We start from the raw sequence: 26,416 nt of genomic DNA on the forward strand, positions 1-26,416 counted from the left end.
GCGCGCGAGAGGGCGGCGTCACCGTGTCACGGCAGGCTCACGTCGGCCACGACCGCGAAGTGGTCGGACGGGAACAGCCCGTCGACCGGCTCGCCGGCGACCGACGCGCCATGCACCGTGACGCCGTCGCCGCGCCGCACCAGCACGTGGTCGACCCGGCGGTCGATCTCCTTCACGGCCTCGAGCGGCGCGAACGGCACCACCGAGCTCAACGTGACCGTGTCGGGTCCGCCGCCGCCGAGCTCCCAGGTGTCGTCGGACACCGCCGCGAGCGGCGCGAACTCGGGCTGCGTCACGTCGCAGTTGAGGTCCGCGAGGAGGAACGCCGGACCCGCCTTCGTCGCCGCAGCGAGGAGCTCGGCGAGCCTCGTCGTCTGCGCGAGGTGGTCGGCGGCGTACGCCGGCTCCCACTCGGTCGCCGCGACGATCACGCGGAACGCGGCATCCGGATGCCGCACCTCGGCCTCGAGCGCCACGGGCGCGACCTGCCGGTGGCTCACGGGCAGCACGTGGCGCGTGACGCCGTGGATCGGCCACCGGCTCACGAGCCCGACGCCCATGGATACGCCCGCCTGGTCGGGATGCTCGGGCGGCACCGGCACGGGCGGCAGCGACGGCGCGAGGAACTCCGCGTGCAGCCCGAGCCGTTCCGCCACGACGTGCGCCTGCGAGGTCCCGTCGGTTCCCCAGCACTCCTGCAGGCCCACGACGTCGGGTCGCAGCCGCCCGAGCGTCACGAGGATGCCGCGCTCCCGCGCCCGCCAGTCGGGCTCGAACCGCCACAGCACGTTCCATGTCACGAAGCGCATCGGGCGAGCGTAGGCCGCGCCCGCGGCATCCGGAACCCCGTTGCGCTGCCGAACGGACGCCTGATGCGAGCTGCGAAGGGTCGTTCACGCAGCTGGCGTCCGTTCGGCGGGGCGGCCCCGCGGCCCGCAAGATCCGCGCCGCGGGGCCAGCCCTAGAACCCGACCTCGCCCACGAGCTCGCCGAACAGCTCCTCGGCGTCGCACTCGAGCCGCTGCCGGGTGAACCAGTCGCACACGTTGACGCAGTCGCGGTGCAGCAGGTCGAAGCCCTGCGGGTTCGACACGAGGTCGACCACCTGGGGCAGGTCGATCGCCACGACCCGGCCTTGGTGCACGAGCAGGTTGTACGGCGAGAGGTCGCCGTGCGCAAGGCCGGCCCGGGCGAGCAGCCGCATGAAGTCCGCCACCTGCTGGAACAGGTCGCGGAGGGTCGCGGCATCCGCCCGCTGCTGGGCGAGGCGCGGTGCCGCAACCCGGCCGTCGCCGATGAACTCCATGAGCACCTCGGTCTCGTGCACCTGCACCGGGTACGGCACGGATGCCCCGAGCTCGGTGAGCCGGGTCAGCGCGTCGAACTCGGCGTAGGCCCACTGCACGCGCGCCACCGCGCGACCGAACGACGTGCCCTTGGCCACGGCGCGGACGTCGCGGGTGCGGCGCAGGCCGCGACCCTCGGTGTAGATGGTCGAGCGGTGGAAGTCCGAGTGCTCGCTCGTGCGGTAGCGCTTTGCGGCGAGCAGCACCCGGTTCCCCGGCACGTCCGTCGGGGCATCCGGGATCGCCCGCTCGATGAGGTGGAGGTTCGCCTCCTTGCCGGTCTTCACGACGCCGAGCTCGGTGTCGATTGCCGCGGCGGAGGTGACGAGCCAGTCGGGGCGCGGCTCGGGGCCGCGCTCGGATGGGATGGTCGCCGGCCACGTGGACCAGCGCTGGCCCTCGCCGGGCTCGGCGGCCTGGAATGCGAGGGAGGTGGGCGCGCCGGACGGCGCGGCGGAATCGTCCAGAGACGAGAGGAAGTTCACGGTGGTTCTCCGAGATCATGGAGGCCACCGGACGCGGCGCTGAGCGCTACGGGCGGGCGGCCTCGCAGGGAAGGGTGTCTGCGATGAGGCGCGCGACGAAGACGGTGGTCATCGTTCTCTCCTTCCGCTCTCGGGCTCGGATGCCGCGTGGCGCGGTCCGGAGGCGAGCATACGCGCTGTGCGCCGCCGTGTCCACGGTCGATTCGGGGCCCGGTCGCCGAGCGGATGCCGCGTCCGTGCGCGCGAGTAGGGTGCTGCCATGCGCGCGGACGCGACCGTGGTGCTCGTCGAGGGCGAGAGCGACCGGCGCGCGCTCGCGGCGCTCGCACGTCGTCTCGGACACGATCTCGCGGCATCCGGCGCCGACGTCGTGCCCATGGACGGCATCACCAACCTGCGGCACCACCTCGCCGAGCTCGACGCGCGGGAGGCGCCGCCGCGGGTGCTCGGCCTGTTCGACGTCGGCGAGCAGGCGCACGTCGCGCGCATGCTCACGGCGGCCGGGCGCGGCCCGGCCGACTCGGTCGACGACCTCGAGGCGCTCGGCTTCTTCGCCTGCACGCTCGACCTCGAGGACGAGCTCATCCGCGCCGCGGGCGCCGACGTGATCGAGGGCGTGCTCGCCGAGCATCGCGACCTCTCGCGGTTCCGCACGTTCCAGCGCCAGCCCTACCAGCGCGACCGGCCGATCGATGCGCAGCTGCGCCGCTTCGCGGGCACGGCGGCCGGGCGCAAGACCTGGTTCGCCGCCGACGTCGTCGAGGTGCTGCCGATCGAGCGGATGCCGCAGCCGATGCTGCGCCTGCTCGACGCCGTCGTGGGCTGAGGCTCCGACTCCGGCCGCGCGACCGCGTGCGTCAGCGGGCGTGGTCGGCGAGGATCTGGTCGACGTCGATCTGCGAGAGCAGGTGCTGCCAGTCGAGCCGGCGGGCGACGTCGGCGACGTCGGGGTCGGCGAACGCCTGGCCGTTGCGGTGCACGACGACGCCCGTGGGCACCAGCTCGTTCAGCTTCGCGAGGATGGCGTCGTCGACCGCCTCGGTGTCGAAGTCGGCGCCGACCGTCGCGTAGTAGTCCGCCGAGAGGGTGTACGAGACCTGTCCGACCTCGATCGGTTCCGCCATGCCGGCTCCCTTCGCCGATGCTCGTGATCCGGTTCCCCATTCTGCCAGCGCCCGGTGGGACGCGGTCATGGAATCCGCTGCGCGTCGGGTCTACCCGTGCGCGACGGACTGTGGTTGTGTTCAGTCATGAGTGGACAGGGCGCGCCTGGGGCGCCGTTCAACTTCCGTCTCGCGTTCCTCCTCGCGATGGCGATGTTCGTGCTCGTGGTCGACACGTCGCTCATGAACGTGTCGATCTCCGCGGTCGTGCGCGACCTGGACACCACGGTGAGCGGCGTGCAGGGCGCGATCGCGCTCGAAGCGCTCGTCTCGGCCGCCTTCATCCTCATCGGCGGCAAGACCGGCGACCTCATCGGCCGCAAGCTCGCCTACATCCTCGGCCTGCTCGGGTACGCCGTCGGGGCGATCGCCATGACGCTCGCGCAGAACCTCGGCGCCGTCATCCTCTTCTGGGCCGTCATCGGCGGCATCGGGGCATCGCTGCTGCTGCCCGCCATGCAGTCGCTCATCCACGGCAACTTCGAGGGAGATCACCAGAAGCGCGTGTACGCCCTCGTCGGGGCATCCGCCGCCATCGCCGCGGCCGTCGGACCGCTCCTCGGCGGCTTCATCACCACGTTCCTCTCCTGGCGGGTCGGGTTCCTGCTCGAGGCCGTGATCATCGCCGTGGTGCTCGCGGGCATCGGCCTCGTGAAGGACGTGCCGTACCACGGCGACCGCTCGATCGACCTCGTCGGCGCCGCGCTCTCGATCATCGGCATGGGCGGCGTCGTCACCGGCATCCTCGTCTGGCAGGAGGGCGGCGGCTACGTCGGCGTGATCATCGGCCTCGGCGTCATGGCCTTGGGCGCGCTCGTGTGGTGGCTGCGGCGGCGGAAGGCCCGCGGCAAGCCGACGCTGCTGGATCCCGACCTCTTCAAGTCCAAGATGTTCCGCACCGGGGCATCGGGACAGCTGCTGCAGCAGGTCGCGCTGGGCGGCACCATGATCGTGCTGCCCATCTACCTGCAGATGGTGTTCGAGTACAACGCGCTGCAGGCCGGACTCTCGATCGCGCCGCTGTCGATCAGCATGTTCGTCATCGCGCTGCTCGCTGGCCGCGGGCTCAAGCGACGTCCGGCGAGCGTCATCCTCTGGGGCTTCGTGCTCGTCGTCGCCGGGCTCGCGATCCTCGTGCCCATCGTGCCGATCGCCGACTCGGGCTGGTGGCTCACGATCCCCCTCATCATCTCGGGCTGCGGCCTTGGCCTGCTCGTGTCGCAGCTCAACAACTACACGCTGTCGCCCATCTCCGACGAGCGGGTGAGCGAGGCGGCGGGCGTGAACTCGGCCGCAGGTTCCTTCGGCCTCTCGTTCGGACTGGCGTTCGCCGGCGCGATCATGCTCGCGACGCTCGCCTTCACGTTCACCGCGATGGCCGACGCGAGCACGGTGCTCTCGTCGGAGCAGCAGCAGCAGGTCTCGACGGTGCTCGAGGAGGACGCGGAGATCATGTCGAACACGGGCCTCGAGGAGCTCCTGGCCGACGAGACGCCCGAGGTGCAGGCCGAGGTACTGGCCATCAACACGGACTCGCGGAACATCGCGCTGCAGGTCGCGCTCCTCGTGCCGATCCTCGCCGGCGTGCTCGGCATCCTGAACGGGTTCCGGATGCGTCGACTGCCCGATCCCAAGGCGTCGGGCGCGAGCGAGGGGATGATGCTCGGCTAGGTTCCGGGCAGCGATGGGGGATGCCGCGTGCGCCGCTGCGCCCGCGCCCCGCACACGGATCGGCCCCCGCGCGCCGGGCCGGAGCCGCGACGCGCGAGGGCCGATGGGTGGCCGACCGCCCGCTGCCTAGGGCAGCGTCCAGGTTGCCGGGGGCTTCACCTGGTCGTACAGCCAGGTCTGGAAGAAGGCGTCGAGATCCTTGCCCGAGACCTCCTCGTACACGGCCTGGAAGTCCTCGGCCGTGCCCGCCGAGTCGTCGTAGCGCTGCAGCCAGAGCTGTGCACCGGCGAAGAAGGCGGTGTCGCCGACCTCGAGCCGCAGGGCGTGGAGCGTGCCAGCCCCGCGGTCGTAGACCTGCCCGGCGAAGAGCCCGAGCGGCTGGGGGTTGCCGACCTGGAGCTGCCAGTAGGAGGCCGGGCGGTTCACGTTGTACCAGTTGTTGTACGCCGTCTGGGCGGTGCGGATGCCTCGCTGCTCGTTCCACAGCCAGGTGGCGTAGGTCGCCCAGCCCTCGTTGAGCCAGATGTCCTGCCAGCGCTCGGGGCTCACCGCGTCGCCGAACCACTGGTGGGCGAGCTCGTGCGCGACCGTGCCCTCGCTCGCCGACGACGAGTACACCGGGCGGGTCTGGGTCTCGAGCGCGTAGCCGACCGAGTCGTTGTCGACGATGGAGCCGAACGAGTTGAACGGGTACTTGCCGAACTTGCTCTCGAAGAAGTCGATCATGGCGACCTGACGTGCCAGGCTCGCGTTCGTCGTGTTGAGCCGCGTGGTCGTCAGCTTCGTGTCCACCGCGTCGATGATCGGCACGCCGCTCGTCGAGGTGTAGGTGTCGCGGAGGTCGAAGTCGCCGACCGACGCCGTCGTGAGGTAGCTCGCCTGCTGGTCGGGCGCGTCCCAGAACCAGGTCGTCCAGCCGTTCGCCGTCTCCTCGGGCTTCGGCTGGACGCCGTTGGCGACCGCGACCTTGCCCGCGGGCACCGTGATCGCGAAGCTGTACGAGGCCTTGTCGGTCTGGTGGTCGCTCACCGGGTACCACGTCATCGAGCCATCGGGCTCGCTCACGACCATCGCGCCGTCGCGCGTCGTGACCCAGCCGTAGAGGGCCTCTTCGATGTCCTCCGGGCGAGTCGTCGTGCCGCCGTACTCGACGACGACCTGCACGTGCTGGCCCGCCTTGATCTTCGGGCGAGGCTGCACCGTGAGCTCCCAGACGCGGGTGGCGTCGTCCTGCACCTGCCAGTAGGCGGCGCCGTCGACCTCGGCGCCGGCGGCCGGCACGGGCACCTCGCCGGCACGCTTGCCGTTGACGGTGAGGGCCGTCACGTCCATGTCGCGCAGGTCGAGGTTGAACCGGTCGAGGTCCTGCGTGGCGACCAGGTCGATCGTCGCGACGCCCGTGAGCTGGCCCTCCAGCGGCGCCGGCGACGCGGCCGGCGGCGTGTACGTGATGTCGAGGTCGTAGTGCTGCACGTCGTACCCGCCGTTGCCCGCGTACGGGAAGTACGGGTCGCCGGCGCCGGTGGCGCCCGCCGTGTAGCGGGGTCCGGGCCCCTTCGGCGCGGCGGCCGCGCCCGTCACGCCGATCCCGGCGACCACCACCAGCGCGACGGTCGCACCGCCGAGCATTCGTCTCCGCATCCTGTCCACCTGTCCTCCTTCACCGTTCCGTCTGACGCACACTTGGGCGAAACCATAGCGGTGTGTGACATGGCGCCGATAGACCCTGAGCGAGGCGCAGCGGGTGATCGGATGCCGCCGCGCATCGCCGCGCGACCGCGCCGCGGCATCCGATCACCGACCGGGACGGCTAGTACTCGACCGCGTCGCGCGAGAGCGGGCACGTCATGCAGTGGCCGCCGCCGCGCCCCCGGCCGAGCTCCGCGCCGACGATGGTGATCACCTCGACGCCGGCCTTCCGCAGCAGCGTGTTCGTGTGCGTGTTGCGGTCGTACGTGAAGACGACCCCGGGCTCGACGGCGACGGCGTTGTTGCCGCTGTCCCATTGCTGGCGCTCGCCCGCGTACCATCCGCCGCCGGGTTCGACCGTGCGGAGCCGGGGCAGTCCGAGCGCGTCGGCGACGACTTCGACGAACGGCCGGCGCTCCTCGGTCACTTCGAGGCCACCGTCGTCGGCCGGACGCAGCGAGAACGCGTGGATGCCGTCGACGATGTCGGGGTAGTACGTCACGAGGTCGCGATCGGCGAACGTGAACACCGTGTCGAGGTGCATCGCGGCACGCAGCTTCGGCATGCCGGCCACCACCACCCGGGTCGCCGCCCCAGCCTCGAACAGCTTCGCGGCGACCTGTGTGATCGCCTGCCGCGACGTGCGCTCGCTCATGCCGATGAGCACGGCGCCGTTGCCGACCGGCATGACGTCGCCGCCCTCGAGCGTGGCCTGGCCCCAGTCCTCCTCGGGGTCGCCCCACCAGACGGTGCTGCCCGTGTATCCGGGGTGGAACTCGTAGATCGCCTTCATGAGCAGGGTCTCGCCGTGCCGCGCCGGCCAGTAGAGGGGGTTCAGCGTGAGGCCGCCGTAGATCCAGCAGGTGGTGTCGCGCGTGTAGATGGTGTTCGGCAGCGGCGCCATGAGGTACTCGTCGACGCCCGATGACTCCCGTGCGAGCGCGAGGGCGTCCGAACGGAACTCGTCGGGCAGCTCGCGGGTGGAGAGCCCGCCGATGAGCAACTCGGCGAGCAGCGCGTCGTCGAGGGAGTCGAGGTAGGCGCGCGTGTCGCCGACGAGGCCGTACCCGACTTCGTTCGCGGTGATCTTGCGGTCGAGCAGCCACTCCCGCGCGCCCGGCACGCCCAGCGTCTCGGCGAGGAGGTCGTGGAGCTCGACCACCTCGACCCCGCGGTCCTGCAGCTTCAGCACGAAGTCGTGGTGGTCGCGCTTCGCGTTGTGCACCCAGAGCACATCGTCGAACAGCAGGGCGTCGTTGTTGCTCGGCGTGAGCCGCTCGTGCCCCAGTCCGGGCCGGCACACGAGCACCCGGTTGAGCTTCCCGACCTCGGAGTGGACCCCGAACGTGGTGGACATGGACGCTCCCTTCCGTCGTGCGCGCGGCATCCGCTCGCACATGATCAGACCTGCACGACCCCCGTCGCGAGCAGCACGACGCCGACCACCGCGAAGGCCAGGACGATTATGAAGATCACCAGGCCCGGCCGGGTGAAGACGCGCGCCCCCTGCTGCCGACGGGCCAGGATGTAGAGCACCGTCGCCGGCGCGAGCAGGATGCAGGCGAGGAAGAGGAACACGTACCCGGCCGCCCACATCAGGAAGAGCGTGTAGAGCGTCGAGATCGCCGCGATGACGAGCTCGCGCGTGCGCCGTGCGGGCTCGACGTCGCCGTAGCCGTCGCGTCGCAGGGCGATCTTGACGGCGTAGGCGCTGGCGAGCGCGTAGGGCGCCAGGGCGAGTGCGGCGGTGAGGTCGAGCGTGAAGTCGAGGGCGTTCCGCACGAACTGCACCGCGAAGAGGATTGCCGTCACGAAGATCGACGTCCAGAGGACCGCGTGCTCGGGCACCTCCCGCCTGTTGAGCACGGCGAAGTGGCGCGGCAGGTCGTTGTCGCGTGCGGCGGCGAATACGACGTCGGCGGCGAGGAGCTGCCAGGCGAGATACGCCCCGAGCACCGAGATGATGAGCCCGACCCGGATGAACGCACCGCCCCATGGGCCCACGGCAGCCTCGAGCACGCCGCCGACCGACGGCTGCGGCAGGTCCGCGAGCTCCGCCTTCGGGAGGATGCCGTACGACAGGATCGAGACCGACGCGAACAGCGCGAGCACCGAGAGGAACCCGAGCACGGTGGCCCGGCCGACGTCCTCGCGGCGCTTCGCGTAGCGCGAGTACACGCTCGCGCCCTCGATGCCGAGGAACACGAAGACCGTGATGAGCATGGTCCCCTGCACCTGCTCGAAGAGCGACTCGCCGCCGGGCGCGTCGGCGCCTCCGCCGAGGTTCGCGACGAACACGTCCCAGTCGAGGAAGAACACGACGAGCACGAGGAACAGGGCCAGCGGCACGAGCTTCGCGAGCGTCACGATGAGGTTGATCCCCGCGGCCTCCTTCACGCCGCGCCGGATGAGGAGGAAGAAGCCCCAGACGGCGGCCACGGAGATGAAGAACGCCGGCCAGGTGTCGCCCTGCCCGAGCAGCGGCTCGAGGTCGGGGAACAGCTGGCTCAGCGTCGTCATGATGAGGACCCAGTAGAACGCGTTGCCGGCGCACGCCGACGCCCAGAAGCCGATGGCCGACAGGAAGCCGGGGTAGAGGCCGAACCCCTCGCGCGCGTAGACGTACACGCCGTTGTCGAGCTTCGGCTTGCGCACCGCGAGGGTCTGGAACACGAGCGCCAGTGTCAGCATGCCCAGCCCGGCGATCGCCCACGCGATCAGGGCGCCGGAGACGCCGGTCTGGCTCGCGAAACGCGCAGGGAGCTGGAACACCCCGGCGCCGACCATCGAGCCGACGACCATCGCCGTCAGGGCCGGCAGGCTGAGCTTCGAGGTCGTCGTCGACGTCTCGGCGGCGGTCGTCATCGGTCGTCCCTCCCCAGTGCTCGATCCCCCAGGTGCGAACGGTGCAGGGCGGGCGCGCGGCCCGATCCGTGTCTAGCGCAGGGCGGATGCCGCCGCAAGGACCGCAGGAAGACTGGGAACTCGCCGAGAGTTGAGTCGAACGCGCTCAAGTCTGGTCGACGCGACTTGACACGAATCTGGACGGTTTGACACACTTGAGCCGTCGGGACTCAAGTTCCGACGCCATTGACTTCGGTCGCGGGCCAGGACGGCCGGGCCGACCGCCGGCAAAGGGGTCTCGAGACGCGTCGCGTTCCGCGGCGCTCCTCGACCACCGGCGCGGCAGAAGGAGAAACACACATGTCACGAGCAGTAGGAATCGACCTCGGCACCACGAACTCCGTCGTGAGCGTGCTCGAGGGCGGTGAGCCCACGGTCATCGCGAACGCCGAGGGCTTCCGCACGACCCCGTCGGTCGTCGCGTTCACGAAGGACGGCGAGGTGCTGGTCGGCGAGACCGCCAAGCGCCAGGCCGTCACCAACGTCGACCGCACCATCGCGTCGGTGAAGCGCCACATGGGCACCGACTGGTCGAAGGAGATCGACGGCAAGACGTACACGCCGCAGGAGATCTCGGCGCGCATCCTGCAGAAGCTGAAGCGCGACGCCGAGCAGTACCTCGGCGACACGGTCACCGACGCCGTCGTCACCGTGCCCGCGTACTTCAACGACGCCGAGCGCCAGGCCACGAAGGAGGCGGGCGAGATCGCCGGCCTCAACGTGCTCCGCATCATCAACGAGCCCACCGCCGCGGCCCTCGCATACGGCCTCGACAAGGGCAAGGAGGACGAGCTCATCCTGGTCTTCGACCTCGGTGGCGGCACGTTCGACGTCTCCCTCCTCGAGGTGGGCAAGGACGACGACTTCTCGACCATCCAGGTGCGTGCGACCGCAGGTGACAACCGCCTCGGCGGCGACGACTGGGACCAGCGCATCGTCGAGTGGCTGATCAAGCGCTTCAAGGACACCACCGGCGTCGACGTCTCGAAGGACCGCATCGCGCTGCAGCGCCTCAAGGAGGCCGCCGAGCAGGCGAAGAAGGAGCTCTCGAGCTCCATGTCCACGAACATCCAGCTGCCCTACCTCTCGCTCACCGAGAACGGTCCGGCGAACCTCGACGAGACGCTCACGCGCGCCCAGTTCGAGAACATGACGAGCGACCTGCTCGACCGCACCAAGAAGCCCTTCGAGGACGTCATCCGCGAGGCCGGCATCAAGGTGTCCGACATCGCGCACGTCGTGCTCGTCGGCGGCTCGACCCGCATGCCCGCCGTCTCCGAGCTCGTGAAGCAGGAGACCGGCAAGGAGCCCAACAAGGGCGTGAACCCCGATGAGGTCGTCGCCGTGGGCGCCGCCCTCCAGGCGGGCGTCCTCAAGGGCGAGCGCAAGGACGTGCTGCTCATCGACGTCACCCCCCTCAGCCTCGGCATCGAGACCAAGGGCGGCATCATGACGAAGCTCATCGAGCGCAACACGGCGATCCCCACCAAGCGCAGCGAGACCTTCACGACCGCCGACGACAACCAGCCGTCGGTCGCGATCCAGGTCTTCCAGGGCGAGCGCGAGTTCACGCGCGACAACAAGCCGCTCGGCACCTTCGAGCTGACCGGCATCGCCCCGGCACCCCGCGGCATCCCGCAGATCGAGGTCACCTTCGACATCGACGCGAACGGCATCGTGCACGTGTCCGCCAAGGACAAGGGCACCGGCAAGGAGCAGTCGATGACGATCACGGGCGGCTCGAGCCTCCCCAAGGACGACATCGAGCGCATGGTGCGCGACGCCGAGGAGCACGCGGCCGACGACAAGAAGCGCCGCGAGTCCGCCGAGACGCGCAACCAGGCCGAGCAGCTCGTCTACCAGATCGAGAAGCTCATCAAGGACAACGACGACAAGCTCCCCGAGGACGTGAAGTCCGAGGTGCAGGGCGACGTCGACGCGCTGAAGTCGGCGCTCGCCGGCGACGACGACGCGGCCGTGAAGTCGGCGTTCGACAAGCTCTCGCAGTCGCAGGGCAAGCTCGGCGAGGCGATCTACGCCTCCTCGCAGCAGCAGCCGGCCGGCGCGAATCCGGGCAACCCCGGTGAGGACGCCTCCGCCAGCGGCACCGACGGCGGCAGCTCCTCCGACGAGGACGTCGTCGACGCCGAGGTCATCGACGACGAGGACGAGAAGAAGTAGCCATGACGGACGAGAACCAGGACCACGACGAGCCGATCATCCGCGACAAGCGGCGGATCGACCCCGAGACGGGTGCGGTTCGGCATCCCGAGGGCGAGGGTGAGGCCGAGGCGACGGATGCCGCATCGGCCGAGCCCGACGACGAGGACGTGCTCACGGTCGACGACATCCTGAACGCGGCGCAGGCCGAGGTGCAGGAGCCGAGCGACGAGCACCTCGCCGACCTCAAGCGCGTCACCGCCGAGTACGCGAACTACCGCAAGCGCACCGAGGCGAACCGGGAGGTCGAGCGGGAGCGTGCGGTCGGCGCGGCGGTGTCCGTGCTGCTGCCCGTGCTCGACGACCTCGACCGGGCCGAGAAGCACGGCGACCTCGAGGGCGACGCGCCCTTCGCGACCATCGCGGCGAAGCTCCGCGCGGCGGTCGAGAAGCTCGGGCTGACCCCGTTCGGCGAGGTCGGCGAGCCGTTCGACCCGACGCGGCACGAGGCGATCTTCCAGCAGCCGTCCGACGAGGTCGACACCGACACGGTCGGCGACGTCGTCGAGACGGGATACCTGCTCGGCGGCACGCTGCTGCGTGCGGCGAAGGTCGTCGTCAAGACGCCGCAGGAGTGATCCCGGTCGTCGAGTAGCGCCGCCGAAGGCGACGCGTATCGAGACGCTCAGAGGTCTCGATACGCGTCCGGCTCAGCCGGGCGCTCCTCGACCACCGGTTCATCAGACAGACTCAGAAGAGGAGGTGCCGATGGCCAGCCAGGATTGGTTCGACAAGGACTTCTACCAGGTGCTCGGCGTCTCCAAGGACGCGAGCGACGGCGACATCAAGAAGGCGTACCGCAAGCTCGCGCGCAAGTACCACCCCGACCAGAACCCGGGCGACGCCGCGGCCGAGGCGCGCTTCAAGGAGATCAGCGAGGCGCACTCCGTGCTCGCCGATCCCGAGGAGCGCAAGGAGTACGACGCGATCCGGGCCATGGGCACGGGCGCGCGGTTCACGGCTCCGGGCGCCGGCGGTGCGGGCGGCTTCGAGGACGTGTTCGGCGGCATGTTCGGCGGCCCGGGGGGCGCCGGCGGCGGCACGCGCTACACGTTCCAGCAGGGCGGCGACTACGACGACCTGCTCGGGGGCCTGTTCGGCGGCGGCCGCTTCGGCACGCCGAGCGGCGGCTACCGCGGCTTCGGCGGCCCCACGAAGGGCCGCGACGTCACCGCGTCGACCACGCTCGACTTCATCACCGCCACCAAGGGCGACCAGATCACGCTGCAGACCGCCGAGGGCAAGCCGATCACGGTGCGCATCCCCGCGGGCGTGGCCGACGGCCAGAAGATCAAGCTGCCCGGCAAGGGCCACCCGTCGCCCGACGGCGGCGAGTCCGGCGACCTCATCCTCACCGTGAACGTGCGCAAGCACCCGGTGTTCGAGCGCGACGGCCTCAACCTGCGCGTGACCGTGCCGGTCACGTTCGCCGAGGCGACGCTCGGCGCCACCATCCAGGTGCCCACGCTCGGCGGCGAACCCGTGAAGCTCCGGGTCGCGCCAGGCACCCCGAGCGGACGCGTGCTGCGCGTGAAGGGTCGCGGCGTCGAGACGAAGAAGGGCACGGGCGACCTGCTCGCCGTCGTGCAGGTGGCCGTGCCGTCGCACCTCTCGAAGGACGCCAGCGAGAAGCTCGAGGAGTTCGCGGCGCTCCTGCCCGACGAGGACCCGCGTGAGGAGCTGCTCGCGAAGGCGAGGAGCCAGCGATGAACGAGTCGAGCCCGCTGTTCGTGATCTCGGTGGCGGCCGACCTCGCCGGGATGCACCCGCAGACGCTGCGGCAGTACGACCGCATGGGGCTCGTCTCGCCGACCCGCACGGCGGGCAAGTCGCGGCGGTACTCGATGCGCGACGTCATGCAGCTGCGCGAGATCGCGCAGCTCTCGAGCGAGGGCGTGAGCCTCGAGGGCATCCGTCGCGTGCTCGGCCTCGAGGACGAGGTGCAGGGCCTGCGGGCCCGCGTGCGCGAGCTCGAGGCCGCGCTCGCCGACGAGATGCTCAACCGGCCCGGCCGCCGGGTCTTCGCCGCCGGATCCGCGGGCGACATCGTGTCGCTCCGCACCGGCACTCGGATGCGCCGCGAGAACGCCCTCGTCGTGTGGCGGCCGCTCGACCGCGAGTAGTCCTCGACCTCCTGCTGTTTCCTTGCGCCCCCGACGGTCGTGCGCGAGGCTCGCTCCGGGGGACCTCCCCGGGGGAAGGAGCACACATGGAACAGCGCGAACCGTCCGAGGCCGTCACGGCGGCGAACCAGGCGGCGCTGGCGGCGTTGCCGTTCGACGATGACGCCGACTTCGCGGCGGCCGATCGGGGCTTCGTCGGCACGCTCGACGATCCGGCCGTGCGCGACGAGGGCGGCACGGTCGTGTGGGATGCCTCGTCGTTCGACTTCGTCGACGGGGACGCGCCGACGTCGGTGCATCCGAGCCTGTGGCGCCAGTCCAAGCTCGTCGCGAAGCACGGCCTCTACGAGGTCGTTCCCGGCCTCTACCAGGTCCGCGGGCTCGACCTGTCGGTCACGTCCTTCATCGAGGGCGACACGGGCGTGATCGTCGTCGATCCGCTCATCTCGAAGGAGACCGGAGCCGCGGCGCTGGCCCTGTATCGCCGGCACCGTGGCGATCTCCCCATCGTCGCGGTGATCCACACGCACAGCCACATCGACCACTTCGGCGGCGTGCTCGGGATGGTGACGCAGGAACAGGTCGACGCCGGCGACGTACAGGTCATCGCGCCCGAGGGCTTCGTCGAGCACGCGGTCGCCGAGAACGTGTACGCCGGCGTCGCGATGGGCCGCCGTGCCGGGTACATGTACGGCGCGCGGCTCGACCGCGGACCCAAGGGCCAGGTCGGCGCGGGCCTCGGCCAGACCACCTCGACCGGCCAGCCCGGGATGATCGTGCCGACGCTCGACATCCGCGAAACCGGCGAGACGCACGTGATCGACGGTGTGGAGATCGAGTTCCAGATGGCGCCCGGTACCGAGGCGCCGTCGGAGATGCACTTCTACCTTCCGGGCTTCAAGGCGCTGTGCATGGCCGAGAACGCCACGCACACGCTGCACAACCTGCTCACGCTGCGGGGAGCGCTCGTGCGCGATCCCCACGTCTGGTCGCAGTACCTCACCGAGGCGATCGAGCGCTATGGCGACCGCGCCGAGGTCGTGTTCGCCTCCCACCACTGGCCGACCTGGGGCAACGACGAGCTCGTGCGGTTCCTGTCCACGCAGCGCGACCTCTACGCCTACCTGCACGATCAGACGCTCCGCATGCTCAACCAGGGCCTCACCGGCGCCGAGATCGGCGAGGCGTTCGAGCTCCCGCCCGCACTCGAGAACGCCTGGAACGCCCGCGGCTACTACGGCTCGGTCAACCACGACGTGAAGGCGATCTACCAGCGGTACATGGGCTGGTTCGACGGCAACCCCGCGCGTCTCTGGCCGCACCCGCCGCAGGCGCTCGCGGAACGGTACGTGGACGCCATCGGCGGCATCGACCGCGTCGTCGAGCTCGCGCAGGCGGCGTTCGACGCGGCCGACTATCGATGGGCGGCGACCCTGCTCGACCATGCGGTGTTCGCGGATGCCGCGCACGAGGGTGCGCGGGCCCTCTACGCGGACACGCTCGAGCAGCTCGGTTACGGGGCGGAGAACGGCACCTGGCGGAACTTCTTCCTCTCCGGTGCGACCGAGCTCCGCGAGGGCAACTTCGGTACCCCCACCTCGACCGCCGCACCGGCGATCCTCGCCCAGCTCACCCCCGAGCAGCTGTTCGACGCGGTCGCGATCCGCGTCGACGGTCCGCGGGCGTGGGACCTGGACCTGGCGCTCGACCTCACCCTCACCGACCTGGGCCGCAGCTTCCACCTCACGCTGCGCAACGGTGTGCTGGTCTACGTCGAGCGCGAACCGGCGCCGGATGCCGCGCTGCACCTGACGCTCGACAAGCCGCGCCTGCTCCGGCTCGCCGGCGGCGACCTGTCACCCGAGGGCATCGAGGTGGACGGCGACCTCGACATCCTGCGTCGGCTGATCGACGTGCTCGACCAGGGCGATCCGTCGTTCGACATCGTGGTGCCCTAGCGCGCCGAGCCGGGTCATGTCACGGCGCTCGGGTCAGCCCCAGGCCGACTCGGGCGCCGTGATCACCTTCACGGGCGCCGTCGACCAGTGCGAGCCGTACCCGTAGTGGCTCCCCGCCCACGGCGACGCCCAGATCGCCTGCGCCGTGGCGTTCGCGTCGTTCCCCGCTTCGAGCGAGGCCTCGATCGCGTCGTAGAACGAGTACCGCCGCAGGCTGTCGGCGGCGTACTCGGCCGCGATCGAGAGGGTCGCGTAGCTGCCGAGGCCGGATCCGCCCCCCGAGCCGTTGCCGTTGTTCAGCGGGTTGTTGCGGTTCCACCAGTTGTCGGGACCGTTCTCCTGCCGCATCCATCGCAGCATCACGTCGATGTTCGCCTGCGTGATCGGGAAGTCGCCGTAGATGAGCACGAGCTCGGCCCAGTCGTGGTTCGTGCCCGACTCGACGAGTGTCTCAGGGCCGGTCGTCGTGACGTAGGACTCGTGCGATACGTCGGGAGCGGCGACGTCGCCGGCCACGCTCACGGTCTGCGTCGCGCCAGAGAACGCCTCCCCCGCGCCGGGCGGCTCCGAGGCCGCGGGCGCCGGGGGCGTGAGCGCGTAGGTCAGCCCGAGCGAGAGCACGGCGATCGCGGCGGCGAGCGGCGCGAGGCGGCGGCCGATCCGGGCACGGTGCTCGAGGCCCGCGGCGTGGATCCTCGCCGCGCGCCGCTCCCCCTGAACCGGTCGCCCTGCTGCTGGCATGCGGGCACGAGGGTAGCAAACCGAACCGGGAGCCGCACTCGGGTTGACCCGCCACGCGTAGCCTTTCACCATGGTCCTGGACTTCGCCCTGCTGCGTCGCCACCCCGACGTCGAGGGGCATGGGCTCGAGGCGTCGGATGCCGCGGACCGCCTGATCCTCGACGAGTCGACGCCGCTCCTGGCAGGCGCCGGCGACGGCGGCGTCGTGGTGCTCGACGACGCCTACGGGGCCCTCGCGCTCGGCGCCGCCGCGGCGGGAGCCCGTGGCATCCGCGTGCATCAGGACCTCGTCACCGGGGAGCGGGCGCTCGCCGCCAACGCCGAGCGCGTGGGGCTCGCCGACCGGGTGCGGTCGCTTCCGCTCGGCGCCGACCTGCTCCGCGACGCGCGCCTCGTGCTCCTGCGCCTGCCGCGGTCGCTCGACCGGCTCGACGAGCTGGCCGGGCTCGTGGCCGCCTACGCGGCATCCGACGTGGTCGTCGTCGCGGGCGGGCGCATCAAGCACATGTCGCTCGCGATGAACGATGTGCTCGGCGCCTGGTTCGAGCGCGTCGACGTGTCGCATGCCCGCCAGAAGTCCCGCGTGCTCGCGGCGCGCGGCCCGCGGGCCCAGCGGCAGCCCTCGGCGCCGGGCTGGCCGCGTGGCGAGCGGCACGACGACGTCGGCGTCACGGTCGTCGCGCACGGCGGCGTGTTCGCCGGCACGGGCATCGACATCGGCACGCGGTTCCTGCTCGAGCACCTCGACGGCGCGGTGCCGGATGCCGCGTCCGCCGTCGACCTCGCGTGCGGCTCGGGCGTGGTGGCCGCGTGGCTCGCCCGCAGGCGCCCAGGACTGCGCGTCACGGCGACCGACCGCTCGGCGGCGGCCGCGGCATCCGCTCGCGAGACCGCGGAGGTGAACGGCGTCGCCGATCGGGTGACCGTCACGCACGCCGACGCGCTCGAGCTCCTGCCCGACGCGAGCGAGGCGCTCGTGGTGCTCAACCCGCCGTTCCACTCGGATGCCGCGCTGCACACCGGCATCGCAGCGCACCTGTTCGACGACGCGGCTCGCGTGCTCGCACCGGGCGGCGAGCTGTGGTGCGTCTGGAACTCGCACCTGCGCTACCGGCCGCTCCTGGAGCGCGCGGTGGGGTCGACCCGCCAGGTCGCGCGCAACCCGAAGTTCACCGTCACGGCCTCGCGGCGCCCGGGATGACCACCGACGAGCGCCCCCGCGCGGGCGACGATGCGACGCGCCCGGCACGACCCGCGCGGGCCGCGGATGTCCCGGCCTCCGCGCACGAGCAGCGGCTCACCCCGGTCGAGCGGGCGATCGATCGCGCGGCGCACCGCCTGCTCGCCGACGCGTCCCACCGTGGCATACGTGCCGGGCTCATCGAGTTCCTCGTGTTCGGGGCCAAGCAGGCGTGGGCCTGCGTCTTCGGTGCGGCGCTGCTGGCCGTGATCGTCGCGGCCCGGCTCTGGTACCCCGACGACGCGGCCCTCGCGCCGAACGACGCGCTCACGATCGCGGCCGTGCTCATCCAGGTCGTGATGGTCGCGACGCGGCTCGAGACGGGTCGGGAGCTCTGGGTCGTCGTGCTGTTCCATCTCACGGGCACGGTCATGGAGATCTTCAAGACGGACGTCGGGTCGTGGGCCTACGATGACGGCGGCGTGCTGCGCATCGCGGGCGTCCCGCTGTTCTCGGGGTTCATGTACGCCGCCGTCGGCTCCTACCTCGTGCGCGTGCACCGGCTGTTCGACCTCGGCTTCACGCGCTACCCGCGGCGCTGGCTCACCGAGGTCGTCGCGGCCGGGATCTACGCGAACTTCTTCACGCACCACTTCATCGTCGACGTCCGCTGGGTGCTCCTCGCCGCGGTCGCGCTGCTCTGGTGGCCGACGGTCATGCACTTCCGCGTGTGGCGTCGCACGTACCGGATGCCGCTCCTGCTCGCGTTCGCGCTGGTCGCGCTCTTCATCTGGATCGCCGAGAACATCGCCACCTGGGCGGGCGCGTGGTTCTACCCCGACCAGGCCGACGGATGGCAGCCGGTGTCGGTGTCGAAGCTGGTCTCGTGGTTCCTGCTCATGATCATCTCGGTGGTGCTCGTCACGTTCGTGTACCCGCCGCGGACGCCGGCGGCGGCGTCCGATCGGGCCGTCGCAGCATCCGGGTTCCGTCGGGCGGGCGCTCGTGGAAGGCTGGACGGGTGACGCCCACGCTCGAACAGCTCGACGCCGACACGACCACACAGGACGTGTCGGAGCAGCCGTGGCGCACGATCGTCTGGGACGATCCGGTCAACCTCATGACGTACGTGACGTACGTCTTCCGCACGTACTTCGGGTACCCGCGCGAGGTCGCCGAGAAGCTGATGCTGCAGGTGCACCACGAGGGTCGCGCCGTCGTGGCATCCGGCAATCGCGAGGCCATGGAGCGGCACGTGCAGGCGATGCACGGCTACGGCCTGCAGGCCACGGTGTCGAGGGCCGAGACGTGATCGTCGCCGGGCGCAGCGGCGGCGAGGGCGTGCGCATCGTGCTCGAGGTCGAGGAGGCGATGCTCCTTTCCGAGCTCGCCGACCAGGTCGACTCGGTGCTCCTCCTCGGCGAGGCCGACGATCCGGCGCTCGGGCGGCTGCTGCCGAACGCGTACCCCGAGGACGCGCCGGCGTCGCAGGAGTTCGGCCGGTACACGCGCGAGAGCCTCGTCGACGGCAAGCGCCAGGCGGCGCAGCGCGTCCGCGACGCGACCGCCGTGGCCGACGGCGACGAGGGCGTCGTGCAGATCGAGCTCGACCAGTCCGAGGCGTGGGGCTGGCTCACGTTCCTCACCGACCTGCGGCTCATCCTCGCCGAGCGCGTCGGCATCGTCGAGGAGGACGACGACGAGGCCGACGAGACGCGCGACGACTACCTGCGCGCGGCCTACGAGTGGGCGGGCTTCGTGCAGGGCTCGATGCTCGAGGTGCTCGACCCGACCGACTCCTGAGCTCCGCGCGGGTTCGAACCGAGCGGATGCCGCGGGCCGGGCATTCCGGACGATCGCCGCAACCGATGCGTGACACCGAGCGATCCGGCTGGCATCCTGATCCCCACAGCGGCCGCCTGGGGCCGCGGGAGGGAAGCCCCGATGACCGCTCCGACCAGCACCGCCCCCGCGCGCAGCACGCAGCCGTCCACCTCGATCCGCCGCGTGCTGCGGCATCCGGCGGAGAACGCGGAGTCGCTCGAGTCCGTCGCCCTCCTCGCCGGCGCCGCCGCGTTCCTGGTCGGCCTGGCCGTGGCCTGGATCTTCTTCTGGGGCCGGAACGTCCCGATCGCCGGACCCGCTTCGCTCGGGCAGTTCGTCGCGATCGGCGGCGCGGTGGTGGCCATCGTGGCGTTCGTGCTCGGCCGGGTGGTGCTCCGCAGGCCGGCACCGTCGCTGCAGGACCGCGTGGACGACGGGCTCGAGGTGCAGGGCGCCCGCCTGCACTGGTTCGACATCGTGGCGCTCGCGCTGGCGCACGCCGTGATCGTGCTCCTCGGCTGGATCGGCCTCGCCGACCTGCTCGAGCGCAGCTTCATCGGCGCGGTCGTCTTCACGTTCCCGGCGGCCGTGCTCTCGGGCGTCGCGTTCGCCGTGACCGCCTACGCGGTGTTCCTCTCGTCGGCGCGGCTCACCCCGATGCTGCTGTCGCTCGTGCTGGCGGTGTTCCTCGTCGTCGGCGCGCTCGCCAGCATGCTGAGCTCGAGCGACCCCCAGTGGTGGCAGAAGAACCTGTCGGCGCTGGGCATCACCAACGACGTGTCGTCGCTCGCGTTCAACCTGACGCTCATCATCGCGGGCGCGATCGTCACGATCATCGCCCGATACGGCACGGCGAGCCTGCCGACCTCGACGCCGCTCGACCTCCGGCACCGCAACCTGGTGCGCGTGAGCCTCGCCCTCATCGGCGTGCTCCTCGCCTGCGTCGGCATCTTCCCGGTGAGCGAGTTCTTCCTCCTGCACAACACCGTGGCCACGGGGATGGCCGTCGTTTACGCGGTCGTCGTGTTCGCGCTGCCGCGCTGGGTGCCCTCGATGCCGAAGGTGTTCGTGATCCTCGGCTACGTGTACGTCGCCGTGACGGTGCTGCTCGGCATCTTCTTCGCGGTCGGCTACTACAACCTCACGGCGGTCGAGCTCGTGGCCGGCGTGCTGATCTTCAGCTGGATCATCCTGTTCCTGCGCAACGCCGGCGTGATCCGCTCCGCGACGCCCGCGGACGGTGCTCGCCCGGTCGTCGACCCCGACCCCGACGCCGTCGGAGACCCCGCGGGAGCGCCGGTGCTCACCTGAGCACGAAACTGTTGACGTGCGCGCTCGGCGGGGTGGATGATGCGCGTATCGGCACACGTTCACTGGGGAACGCGCCGAACGGAGAGGGGATCCAGATGTCAGACACTGCAACGACCGGATGGGTCGGCTGGGGCTGGTTCGCGGCGATCGTCATCATCATCGCCGGCGTGATCGACGCCCTGTACGGACTCGTCGCCATCCTCATGCCCGGGAGCGCATACTTCGTGCTGGGCGAGGGCGGGCTCCTCCTGTTCGATGTGGCGGGGTGGGGGTGGTGGCATCTCGTGTTCGGCGTGGTGCTCATCCTCGTCGGCCTCGCGCTGATCGCCGGCGCCACCTGGGCGCGGGTGGTCGCGATCATCCTCGTCGCGTTCAACGGCGTCTCCCAGCTCGCCCTGCTTCCCGTGCAGCCGTGGTGGTCGCTGATCGTGCTGACGCTGGACATCCTCGTCCTCTACGCGCTCACCGTCCACGGCAAGGAGCTGAAGGCCGCGAGCTGAGTTCGCCCGAGACGACGAAGGGGCGGGTGCCGAAGCACCCGCCCCTTCGTCGCTCGTCGATCAGGCGCCGTGGCTGAGCGCCCGGGCCTTGAGCTGGTCGTACTCGGCCGGGGAGATCGTGCCGGCGTCGAGCAGTGCCTTCGCCTTGGCGATCTCGTCGGACGGGCTCGCTGCTCCGGCGGTCGCGCGGATGTAGTCGTCCGTCGCCGCCTGCACCTGCCGGGCCTCCTTCTGCGCGCGCTCCGCCATGCCGCTGCCGCGGGCGATGAGGTACACCAGCGCGGTGAGGAACGGCACGAAGATCAGGAAGATGATCCAGACGGCCTTCCACCAGCCGTTGAGCTTGTGGTCGCGGAAGAGGTCGGTGATGATCGCGATGACCGCCCAGAGGTAGGCGAAGAACGCGAAGAACCACAGGGTCCACCAGAGGATGTCGCCCAGGCTGTTCCAGAAACTCATTGGAGCCCTTTCAGAGTGTCGGATGCCGCCGCTGGGGGCGGCGACGGGTCGCGCCCGTCATCCGGGGTGCGCTGGTCCCGACTGGAGCCTGCGATCCCCCTGATCTCGGTGTCTCCCGTGGGCACCATATCGCGAGGGATGCCGCGGGGGTAGCGGGAATTCGCGTCGTGTCAGCCGAATCGACGGGGATCGCAGGCCGTATGGTGGGCCCGTGAGCGGCGAGTTCCTCGATTGGTCCACCCTCAGCGCCTGGGATGTCACGTTCGCCCTGCTCTCCGTCGTCGCGGGCTGGATCCTGTCGCGGCTCGTGCGCAGGGGCGTGCTCGCGCTGATGGGCCGGCTGGAGGGGATCTCCGCCGAGACCGGCCGGCGGATCGCGAGCATCTCGGGCATCGTCGTGCTGCTCTTCGGCATCGGCGTCGCGCTGAGCTTCCTCGGCGCTCCGCTCGAGCCGTTGCTCGCGATCGTCATCATCGTGGCGATCGTGGCCCTGCTCGTGCTGCGCGGCATCGCCGACAACTTCTCGGCGGGCATCGTGCTGCAGACCCGCAAGCCCGTGCAACCCGGCGACCAGGTGGAGACGCCCGACTACGACGGGACCGTCGAGGAGCTCACGAGCCGATCCGTCATCGTGCGGTCGTTCGACGGACGCGCGGTGCACGTCCCCAATGCGGCGTTCCTGAACACCCCGTTCGTGAACGGATCCGCGTTCGGGGCGAACCGCACCGAGCTCGAGGTGCGGACGCCGCTCGGCGGACTCGGCGTCGAGGCGATGCTCGCCGAGTTGCAGCGCGTCGCGGCATCCGTCGACGGCGTGCGCATGGAACCCGTCGAGCAGGCGCCATGGGCGCGTGCCCTCACGATCGGTGCTGGACGCGTGACCGCCCGCGTGCAAGTGTGGCACGAACCTGGGCGCAGCCAATCGGTCGGCGCAGCGGTGGTGCAGGCGCTCGCCGCGGCGCTCGCCGATCGTGGTCCAGACGTGCTCGTCACGAGTGAGCTGCCGACCTCGATGACGCGGATGGAGGAGCGATGACCGACCAGCCCGCCCGACCCGAGCCGCGACCGGCGCTGCCCGCCGCCGGGCAGACCGAGGGCGAGCTGCCGGCTCCCACGCCACGTCAGCTCCTGCTCCTGCTGATCCCGGCGCTCCTGATCGGCATCATCACGGCCCTCGTGCTGTGGAGCCTCGACACGGCGTCCGGCGCCCTCGAGGACGTGATCTGGACCACGCTGCCCGACGCCCTCGGCGTCGACCCGAACGGCTGGTGGATCATCGTCGTGCTGACGACGGTGGGCCTCCTCGTCGGACTCGGGCTGCAGTTCCTGCCGGGCCACGGTGGACCCGACTCGGCGACGACCGAGCTGGTCGGGCCCGTGCTGCCGCTGAAGGCCATACCCGGGCTGCTCATCGTGACGTTCATCAGCCTCGCGGGCGGCGTGAGCCTCGGCCCCGAGAACCCGATCATCGCGGTGAACGTGGGCCTCACGGTCGCCCTGCTGGCGCGCTTCATGCCGCGCGTGACGCCACAGCTCGCCATGCTCATGGCCGCGGCCGGCACCATCGGCGCGCTGTTCGGCACACCGGTCGCAGCAGCGCTGCTGTTCACCGGGATCGTCGCCGCCGTGCGCGGCGGGGGCGCGCTGTGGGACAAGCTCTTCACGCCCCTCGCGTCGGCCGCAGCCGGCGCCACCACCATGCACGTGCTCGGCGCGCCGCCGCTGGCCTTCACCGTACCCGAGGGCACGGTCGACCCGATCGACCTGCCGATCGGCATCCTCATCGCCTGCGCGGCCGTCGTCATCGGCCTGATCGGGGCGTACGCCTTCCCATGGGTGCATCGCGCGTTCCACGCGTTGCGCAGCCCGATCCTCATCGCGGGCCTCGGCGGTCTCGTGCTCGGGATCCTCGGCTTCATCGGCGGGCCCATCACGATGTTCAAGGGCCTCGAGCAGATCGGCGAGCTCCTGAAGGATCCGGGGGCCTACTCGGCGGGCGACCTCGCGCTCATGGTCGCCGTGAAGCTCGTGGCGCTCCTCGTCGCGGCGAGTGCGGCCTTCCGCGGCGGTCGCGTCTTCCCGGCGGTGTTCATCGGCGTGGCATTCGGCCTGCTCGCGGTCGCGCTCATCCCCGGGCTGTCGATGGGCCTCGGGATCGCGTGCGGCGTGCTCGGCATCGTCCTCGTCGTGACCCGCGACGGGTGGCTCTCCCTCTTCGTGGCGGTCGCGATGACCGGCGACCTCGCCGTGCTGCCGTGGATGACGGTGATCGTCCTCCCGGCGTGGCTGCTCGTCACGCGTGCACCCGAGTTCCGCATCGTGCCGAAGGCGCCGCCGGCAGCGGAGCCGCCGCAGCCCCCGGAGCCGCCGACGGAGGCCGCCCCGAAGCCCGCCGCCAACGGCTAGATTCGATCCCGGGAGGGGGCCGATGCAGAAGCCGCTGGCGGGCCTGAGCCGCCGGAACCTGGTTCGCGAACTCACCGCCGGCGTCACGCTCCTCGCCATCGCCATCCCCCTGAACATCGGCTACGCGCAGATCGCCGGCCTGCCCGCCACGGCCGGTCTCTACGCGCTCATCGTGCCGACGATCGTCTACGCGCTCGTCGTGTCGAGCCGACAGCTCGTCGCGTCACCGGACGCCGCGGCCGCCGCGCTCGTCGCCTCGTCGATCGGCGGGCTGGCCACCGCCGGCAGCGCCGACTACGCGACGCTCGCGATGGCCCAGGCGATCATCTGCGGCATCCTGTTCCTGCTGCTCGCGGTGCTGAAGCTCGGATTCCTCGCCAACTTCCTCTCGAAGCCGATCCTCGTGGGCTTCGTCGGCGGCCTCGCGCTCGACATCCTCGTGAGCCAGATCGCGAAGATGCTCGGGGTGCAGATCGACTCGGGCGGCGAGTTCGTCGACAAGGTCGCAGGACTCGTGACCGGGCTCGGCACGACCAACCTCGTGTCGCTCGCGATCTCGATCGTCTCGGTCGCGATCCTGCTGCTCGGCCGCCGCTTCCTGCCGGTCGTGCCGTGGGCGCTCGTCGTGCTCGTGCTCGCCACGATCGTCGTCGTGATCGCCGACCTCGACGATCAGGCCGGCGTCGACGTGCTCGGCGCGGTGCCGGCGGGGCCGCCCGCGATCACGTGGCCGGTCATCGACTGGTCGATGTGGCTCGTGCTCATCCCGTCGGCGATCGCGCTGACGCTCGTGACGACCGCCGAGGGGCTGCTGGTCTCCCGGTCCTACGGCGAGAAGCGCGGGTACGCCACCGACCCGAACCGCGACCTGTTCGCCTTCGGCCTCGGCAACATCGCCGCCGGGGCGAGCGCCAGCTTCGCCGTCGGGTCGTCGACCTCGCGCACCGCCGCCATGGACCAGGCGGGCTCCCGCACCCAGCTGCCCTCGCTCGTGCTCGCGGCCGGGACCCTGCTGCTCCTGCTGTTCGGCACGGCGCTGCTCGCCGACATCCCCTCGCCCGCGATCGGCGCGATCGTCGGCGTCGCGATCCTGCCGCTGCTCGGCATCCGCGACTTCGCACAGCTCTGGCGGCAGGACCGGTTCGAGTTCGTGGTCGGCGCCGCGTGCTTCCTCGTCACGCTGTTCATCGGCGCGATCCCGGGCATCCTCGTCTCGTTCGTGCTCGCGCTCATCAACCTCGCGAAGCGGGCCGCGAACCCGGCGATCGACGTGCTCGAGGCCGGCGGCGAGCCGACCGACTCGCTGCTCGACGAGGCGCCGAGCGGCGCCGTGACGGCACCGGGCGTCATCGTGATCCGCCTCGCGGCACCGCTGTTCTTCGCCAACGGCACGGTGTTCGACGATGCGGTGAAGCGCGCGGTCACGGCTGCGGAGCACGCGGGGAACGGCCCGGTGCGACACCTCGTGGTGGACATGGAGGCCGTGACCGACGTCGACGTCACGGGCGCCGAGAGCTTCGAGGCGCTGCTGGCGTGGCTCGAGCAGCGGGGCGTCGCGCTCGCCTTCAGCCGGGTGCGCCCCGACGCCCGCCGGCGGCTCGTCGAGCTCGGCCTGCTCGGAGACCGTCCGGTGTACGACACGAACCGCGCGGCGATCCAGGCGCTCGCCGCGCCGACGCCCTGAGCGGGATTCCCGCCCGCCTGCGGCATCCGACCGCTAGTGTGCAATCAGCACGCTGAGCAGGCGTCGACGAGGGGGACTCTTGGGATCCGTCATCGGAGATATCCTGCCGCTGGCGGTCGGGATCGCGATCAGTCCGATCCCGATCATCGCGGCGATCCTCATGCTGCTCTCGCCGAAGGCGAAGGGCACGAGCGTCGGCTTCCTGCTGGGCTGGGTCATCGGCATCGTCGTGGCCGTCGTCGTGTTCACGCTGCTGTCGTCGGTCCTGCCCGAGCAGGACCCCGACGCCGCGAAGCCCGTTTCCGGCGTCATCAAGATCGTCCTCGGCGTGCTGCTCCTGCTGCTCGCGATCCGGCAGTGGCGCAGCCGCCCGAAGCCCGGCGAGGAGCCGCCGCTGCCGAAGTGGATGTCGGCGATCGACGACATGAACGCGGGTCGCGGGTTCGGGCTCGGCTTCCTCCTCTCGGCGGTCAACCCGAAGAACCTCATCATGGCGGTCGGGGCGGGCATCACCATCGGTACGGGTGGGCTCACGGTCGGCGAGGACGTCATCGCGATCCTGGTGTTCACCCTCATCGCCGCGAGCTCGGTCGCGGTGCCCGTGATCGCCTACCTCGTGGCATCCGCCCGCATGGCCGGGCCGCTCGAGTCGCTCAGGACCTGGCTGGTGCACAACAATGCGACGGTCATGGCCGTGCTGCTCCTCGTGATCGGCGTGGTCGTCATCGGCAAGGGCATCGGGAGCTTCTGAC

Annotated in this window: 25 protein-coding genes; 17 read left to right on the plus strand and 8 right to left on the minus strand. The window is 70.9% G+C overall.

What is annotated here, in order from left to right:
• Positions 1-26: 26 nt before the first annotated feature.
• A complete protein-coding gene (locus tag ACFVN5_RS02600) occupies positions 27-809 on the minus strand; it encodes an endonuclease/exonuclease/phosphatase family protein (protein ID WP_376953065.1) in 783 nt (260 codons plus the stop codon).
• A 152-nt stretch (positions 810-961) separates the two neighbouring features.
• Positions 962-1,831 carry a serine protein kinase RIO gene (locus ACFVN5_RS02605; RefSeq protein WP_376953066.1) on the minus strand — a complete coding sequence of 290 codons (870 nt, stop codon included), beginning with the start codon at positions 1,829-1,831 and terminating at the stop codon, positions 962-964.
• Positions 1,832-2,090: 259 nt separating this feature from the next.
• Between ACFVN5_RS02605 and ACFVN5_RS02610 the strand changes: the two genes are divergently transcribed.
• Positions 2,091-2,657, plus strand: coding sequence for a TOPRIM nucleotidyl transferase/hydrolase domain-containing protein (locus tag ACFVN5_RS02610; RefSeq protein ID WP_376953067.1), 567 nt, complete (start codon positions 2,091-2,093; stop codon positions 2,655-2,657).
• 31 nt (positions 2,658-2,688) lie between these two features.
• Here the strand turns inward: ACFVN5_RS02610 and ACFVN5_RS02615 are convergent, their stop codons facing one another.
• Positions 2,689-2,955 carry a hypothetical protein gene (locus ACFVN5_RS02615; RefSeq protein WP_376953068.1) on the minus strand — a complete coding sequence of 89 codons (267 nt, stop codon included), beginning with the start codon at positions 2,953-2,955 and terminating at the stop codon, positions 2,689-2,691.
• A 126-nt stretch (positions 2,956-3,081) separates the two neighbouring features.
• Here ACFVN5_RS02615 and ACFVN5_RS02620 point away from each other — a divergent pair, with 126 nt between their 5' ends.
• Entirely contained in the window at positions 3,082-4,665 is a 1,584-nt protein-coding gene (locus ACFVN5_RS02620; protein WP_376953069.1) for an MFS transporter, read from the plus strand.
• Positions 4,666-4,791: 126 nt separating this feature from the next.
• Here ACFVN5_RS02620 and ACFVN5_RS02625 read toward each other — a convergent pair whose 3' ends face one another.
• The 3 genes from ACFVN5_RS02625 to ACFVN5_RS02635 all read right to left on the minus strand — a co-directional run bounded on the left by ACFVN5_RS02625 (position 4,792) and on the right by ACFVN5_RS02635 (position 9,219).
• Positions 4,792-6,306: a M1 family metallopeptidase gene (locus ACFVN5_RS02625; RefSeq protein WP_376953070.1), complete on the minus strand. Its 1,515-nt coding sequence runs from the start codon at positions 6,304-6,306 to the stop codon at positions 4,792-4,794.
• A 169-nt stretch (positions 6,307-6,475) separates the two neighbouring features.
• Positions 6,476-7,711 carry an arginine deiminase gene (locus ACFVN5_RS02630; protein ID WP_376953071.1) on the minus strand — a complete coding sequence of 412 codons (1,236 nt, stop codon included), beginning with the start codon at positions 7,709-7,711 and terminating at the stop codon, positions 6,476-6,478.
• A gap of 44 nt (positions 7,712-7,755) precedes the next feature.
• Complete coding sequence (locus ACFVN5_RS02635; protein WP_376953072.1) at positions 7,756-9,219, minus strand: basic amino acid/polyamine antiporter; 1,464 nt, start codon at positions 9,217-9,219, stop codon at positions 7,756-7,758.
• 339 nt (positions 9,220-9,558) lie between these two features.
• On the opposite strand from ACFVN5_RS02635, the gene dnaK reads away from it, so the two are divergent.
• The 5 genes from dnaK to ACFVN5_RS02660 all read left to right on the plus strand — a co-directional run bounded on the left by dnaK (position 9,559) and on the right by ACFVN5_RS02660 (position 15,559).
• Positions 9,559-11,439 (plus strand): molecular chaperone DnaK, encoded by a 1,881-nt coding sequence (gene dnaK, locus ACFVN5_RS02640; protein WP_376953073.1) that lies wholly within the window; start codon positions 9,559-9,561, stop codon positions 11,437-11,439.
• A gap of 2 nt (positions 11,440-11,441) precedes the next feature.
• Positions 11,442-12,056: a nucleotide exchange factor GrpE gene (locus ACFVN5_RS02645; protein ID WP_376953074.1), complete on the plus strand. Its 615-nt coding sequence runs from the start codon at positions 11,442-11,444 to the stop codon at positions 12,054-12,056.
• 130 nt (positions 12,057-12,186) lie between these two features.
• Complete coding sequence (locus tag ACFVN5_RS02650; RefSeq protein ID WP_376953075.1) at positions 12,187-13,188, plus strand: DnaJ C-terminal domain-containing protein; 1,002 nt, start codon at positions 12,187-12,189, stop codon at positions 13,186-13,188.
• Positions 13,185-13,601 (plus strand): heat shock protein transcriptional repressor HspR, encoded by a 417-nt coding sequence (locus tag ACFVN5_RS02655; RefSeq protein WP_376953076.1) that lies wholly within the window; start codon positions 13,185-13,187, stop codon positions 13,599-13,601. Before ACFVN5_RS02650 ends, ACFVN5_RS02655 begins: the two co-directional genes overlap by 4 nt.
• 86 nt (positions 13,602-13,687) lie before the next feature.
• The gene (locus ACFVN5_RS02660; RefSeq protein ID WP_376953077.1) at positions 13,688-15,559 is read left to right on the plus strand and encodes an alkyl/aryl-sulfatase; all 1,872 of its coding nucleotides are present in this window, start codon (positions 13,688-13,690) and stop codon (positions 15,557-15,559) included.
• Positions 15,560-15,592: 33 nt separating this feature from the next.
• Here the strand turns inward: ACFVN5_RS02660 and ACFVN5_RS02665 are convergent, their stop codons facing one another.
• Positions 15,593-16,300: a hypothetical protein gene (locus ACFVN5_RS02665; RefSeq protein WP_376953078.1), complete on the minus strand. Its 708-nt coding sequence runs from the start codon at positions 16,298-16,300 to the stop codon at positions 15,593-15,595.
• Between the two features lie 70 nt (positions 16,301-16,370).
• Here ACFVN5_RS02665 and ACFVN5_RS02670 point away from each other — a divergent pair, with 70 nt between their 5' ends.
• The 6 genes from ACFVN5_RS02670 (at position 16,371) to ACFVN5_RS02695 (ending at position 21,115) form a co-directional block, all read left to right on the plus strand.
• Positions 16,371-17,501, plus strand: coding sequence for a class I SAM-dependent methyltransferase (locus tag ACFVN5_RS02670; protein ID WP_376953079.1), 1,131 nt, complete (start codon positions 16,371-16,373; stop codon positions 17,499-17,501).
• Positions 17,498-18,505, plus strand: a complete 1,008-nt coding sequence (locus ACFVN5_RS02675) for a DUF817 domain-containing protein (RefSeq protein ID WP_376953080.1) — start codon at positions 17,498-17,500, stop codon at positions 18,503-18,505. The genes ACFVN5_RS02670 and ACFVN5_RS02675 overlap by 4 nt, the downstream gene beginning before the upstream one ends.
• Complete coding sequence (clpS, locus tag ACFVN5_RS02680) at positions 18,502-18,792, plus strand: ATP-dependent Clp protease adapter ClpS (RefSeq protein ID WP_376953081.1); 291 nt, start codon at positions 18,502-18,504, stop codon at positions 18,790-18,792. Before ACFVN5_RS02675 ends, clpS begins: the two co-directional genes overlap by 4 nt.
• Complete coding sequence (locus ACFVN5_RS02685; protein ID WP_376953082.1) at positions 18,789-19,283, plus strand: DUF2017 family protein; 495 nt, start codon at positions 18,789-18,791, stop codon at positions 19,281-19,283. The genes clpS and ACFVN5_RS02685 overlap by 4 nt, the downstream gene beginning before the upstream one ends.
• Before the next feature lie 141 nt (positions 19,284-19,424).
• Positions 19,425-20,615, plus strand: coding sequence for a hypothetical protein (locus tag ACFVN5_RS02690; protein WP_376953083.1), 1,191 nt, complete (start codon positions 19,425-19,427; stop codon positions 20,613-20,615).
• Between the two features lie 95 nt (positions 20,616-20,710).
• Positions 20,711-21,115, plus strand: coding sequence for a hypothetical protein (locus ACFVN5_RS02695; protein WP_376953084.1), 405 nt, complete (start codon positions 20,711-20,713; stop codon positions 21,113-21,115).
• Positions 21,116-21,175: 60 nt separating this feature from the next.
• On the opposite strand, the gene ACFVN5_RS02700 is transcribed toward ACFVN5_RS02695, so the two are convergent.
• Positions 21,176-21,574, minus strand: coding sequence for an SHOCT domain-containing protein (locus ACFVN5_RS02700; RefSeq protein WP_376953085.1), 399 nt, complete (start codon positions 21,572-21,574; stop codon positions 21,176-21,178).
• A 211-nt stretch (positions 21,575-21,785) separates the two neighbouring features.
• Between ACFVN5_RS02700 and ACFVN5_RS02705 the strand changes: the two genes are divergently transcribed.
• The 4 genes from ACFVN5_RS02705 (at position 21,786) to ACFVN5_RS02720 (ending at position 26,415) form a co-directional block, all read left to right on the plus strand.
• The gene (locus tag ACFVN5_RS02705) at positions 21,786-22,610 is read left to right on the plus strand and encodes a mechanosensitive ion channel family protein (RefSeq protein ID WP_376953086.1); all 825 of its coding nucleotides are present in this window, start codon (positions 21,786-21,788) and stop codon (positions 22,608-22,610) included.
• Positions 22,607-23,980 carry an ion channel protein gene (locus ACFVN5_RS02710; protein ID WP_376953087.1) on the plus strand — a complete coding sequence of 458 codons (1,374 nt, stop codon included), beginning with the start codon at positions 22,607-22,609 and terminating at the stop codon, positions 23,978-23,980. The genes ACFVN5_RS02705 and ACFVN5_RS02710 overlap by 4 nt, the downstream gene beginning before the upstream one ends.
• Before the next feature lie 22 nt (positions 23,981-24,002).
• Positions 24,003-25,664: a SulP family inorganic anion transporter gene (locus ACFVN5_RS02715; RefSeq protein ID WP_376953088.1), complete on the plus strand. Its 1,662-nt coding sequence runs from the start codon at positions 24,003-24,005 to the stop codon at positions 25,662-25,664.
• Between the two features lie 79 nt (positions 25,665-25,743).
• The gene (locus ACFVN5_RS02720; RefSeq protein ID WP_376953089.1) at positions 25,744-26,415 is read left to right on the plus strand and encodes a GAP family protein; all 672 of its coding nucleotides are present in this window, start codon (positions 25,744-25,746) and stop codon (positions 26,413-26,415) included.
• Position 26,416 lies beyond the last annotated feature (1 nt).

Source organism: Agromyces sp. NPDC057865 (assembly GCF_042796995.1).
GTDB lineage: Bacteria > Actinomycetota > Actinomycetes > Actinomycetales > Microbacteriaceae > Agromyces.

Bases quoted from the DNA above. Each gene is read 5' to 3' on its own strand.
- ACFVN5_RS02600 (WP_376953065.1), bottom strand. From the start codon at position 809: ATGCGCTTCGTGACATGGAACGTGCTGTGGCGGTTCGAGCCCGACTGG.
- ACFVN5_RS02610 (WP_376953067.1), top strand. From the start codon at position 2,091: ATGCGCGCGGACGCGACCGTGGTGCTCGTCGAGGGCGAGAGCGACCGG.
- ACFVN5_RS02615 (WP_376953068.1), bottom strand. From the start codon at position 2,955: ATGGCGGAACCGATCGAGGTCGGACAGGTCTCGTACACCCTCTCGGCG.
- ACFVN5_RS02620 (WP_376953069.1), top strand. From the start codon at position 3,082: ATGAGTGGACAGGGCGCGCCTGGGGCGCCGTTCAACTTCCGTCTCGCG.
- ACFVN5_RS02625 (WP_376953070.1), bottom strand. From the start codon at position 6,306: ATGCGGAGACGAATGCTCGGCGGTGCGACCGTCGCGCTGGTGGTGGTC.
- ACFVN5_RS02630 (WP_376953071.1), bottom strand. From the start codon at position 7,711: ATGTCCACCACGTTCGGGGTCCACTCCGAGGTCGGGAAGCTCAACCGG.
- ACFVN5_RS02635 (WP_376953072.1), bottom strand. From the start codon at position 9,219: ATGACGACCGCCGCCGAGACGTCGACGACGACCTCGAAGCTCAGCCTG.
- dnaK (WP_376953073.1), top strand. From the start codon at position 9,559: ATGTCACGAGCAGTAGGAATCGACCTCGGCACCACGAACTCCGTCGTG.
- ACFVN5_RS02645 (WP_376953074.1), top strand. From the start codon at position 11,442: ATGACGGACGAGAACCAGGACCACGACGAGCCGATCATCCGCGACAAG.
- ACFVN5_RS02650 (WP_376953075.1), top strand. From the start codon at position 12,187: ATGGCCAGCCAGGATTGGTTCGACAAGGACTTCTACCAGGTGCTCGGC.
- ACFVN5_RS02655 (WP_376953076.1), top strand. From the start codon at position 13,185: ATGAACGAGTCGAGCCCGCTGTTCGTGATCTCGGTGGCGGCCGACCTC.
- ACFVN5_RS02660 (WP_376953077.1), top strand. From the start codon at position 13,688: ATGGAACAGCGCGAACCGTCCGAGGCCGTCACGGCGGCGAACCAGGCG.
- ACFVN5_RS02665 (WP_376953078.1), bottom strand. From the start codon at position 16,300: ATGCCAGCAGCAGGGCGACCGGTTCAGGGGGAGCGGCGCGCGGCGAGG.
- ACFVN5_RS02670 (WP_376953079.1), top strand. From the start codon at position 16,371: ATGGTCCTGGACTTCGCCCTGCTGCGTCGCCACCCCGACGTCGAGGGG.
- ACFVN5_RS02675 (WP_376953080.1), top strand. From the start codon at position 17,498: ATGACCACCGACGAGCGCCCCCGCGCGGGCGACGATGCGACGCGCCCG.
- ACFVN5_RS02690 (WP_376953083.1), top strand. From the start codon at position 19,425: ATGACCGCTCCGACCAGCACCGCCCCCGCGCGCAGCACGCAGCCGTCC.
- ACFVN5_RS02695 (WP_376953084.1), top strand. From the start codon at position 20,711: ATGTCAGACACTGCAACGACCGGATGGGTCGGCTGGGGCTGGTTCGCG.
- ACFVN5_RS02700 (WP_376953085.1), bottom strand. From the start codon at position 21,574: ATGAGTTTCTGGAACAGCCTGGGCGACATCCTCTGGTGGACCCTGTGG.
- ACFVN5_RS02710 (WP_376953087.1), top strand. From the start codon at position 22,607: ATGACCGACCAGCCCGCCCGACCCGAGCCGCGACCGGCGCTGCCCGCC.
- ACFVN5_RS02715 (WP_376953088.1), top strand. From the start codon at position 24,003: ATGCAGAAGCCGCTGGCGGGCCTGAGCCGCCGGAACCTGGTTCGCGAA.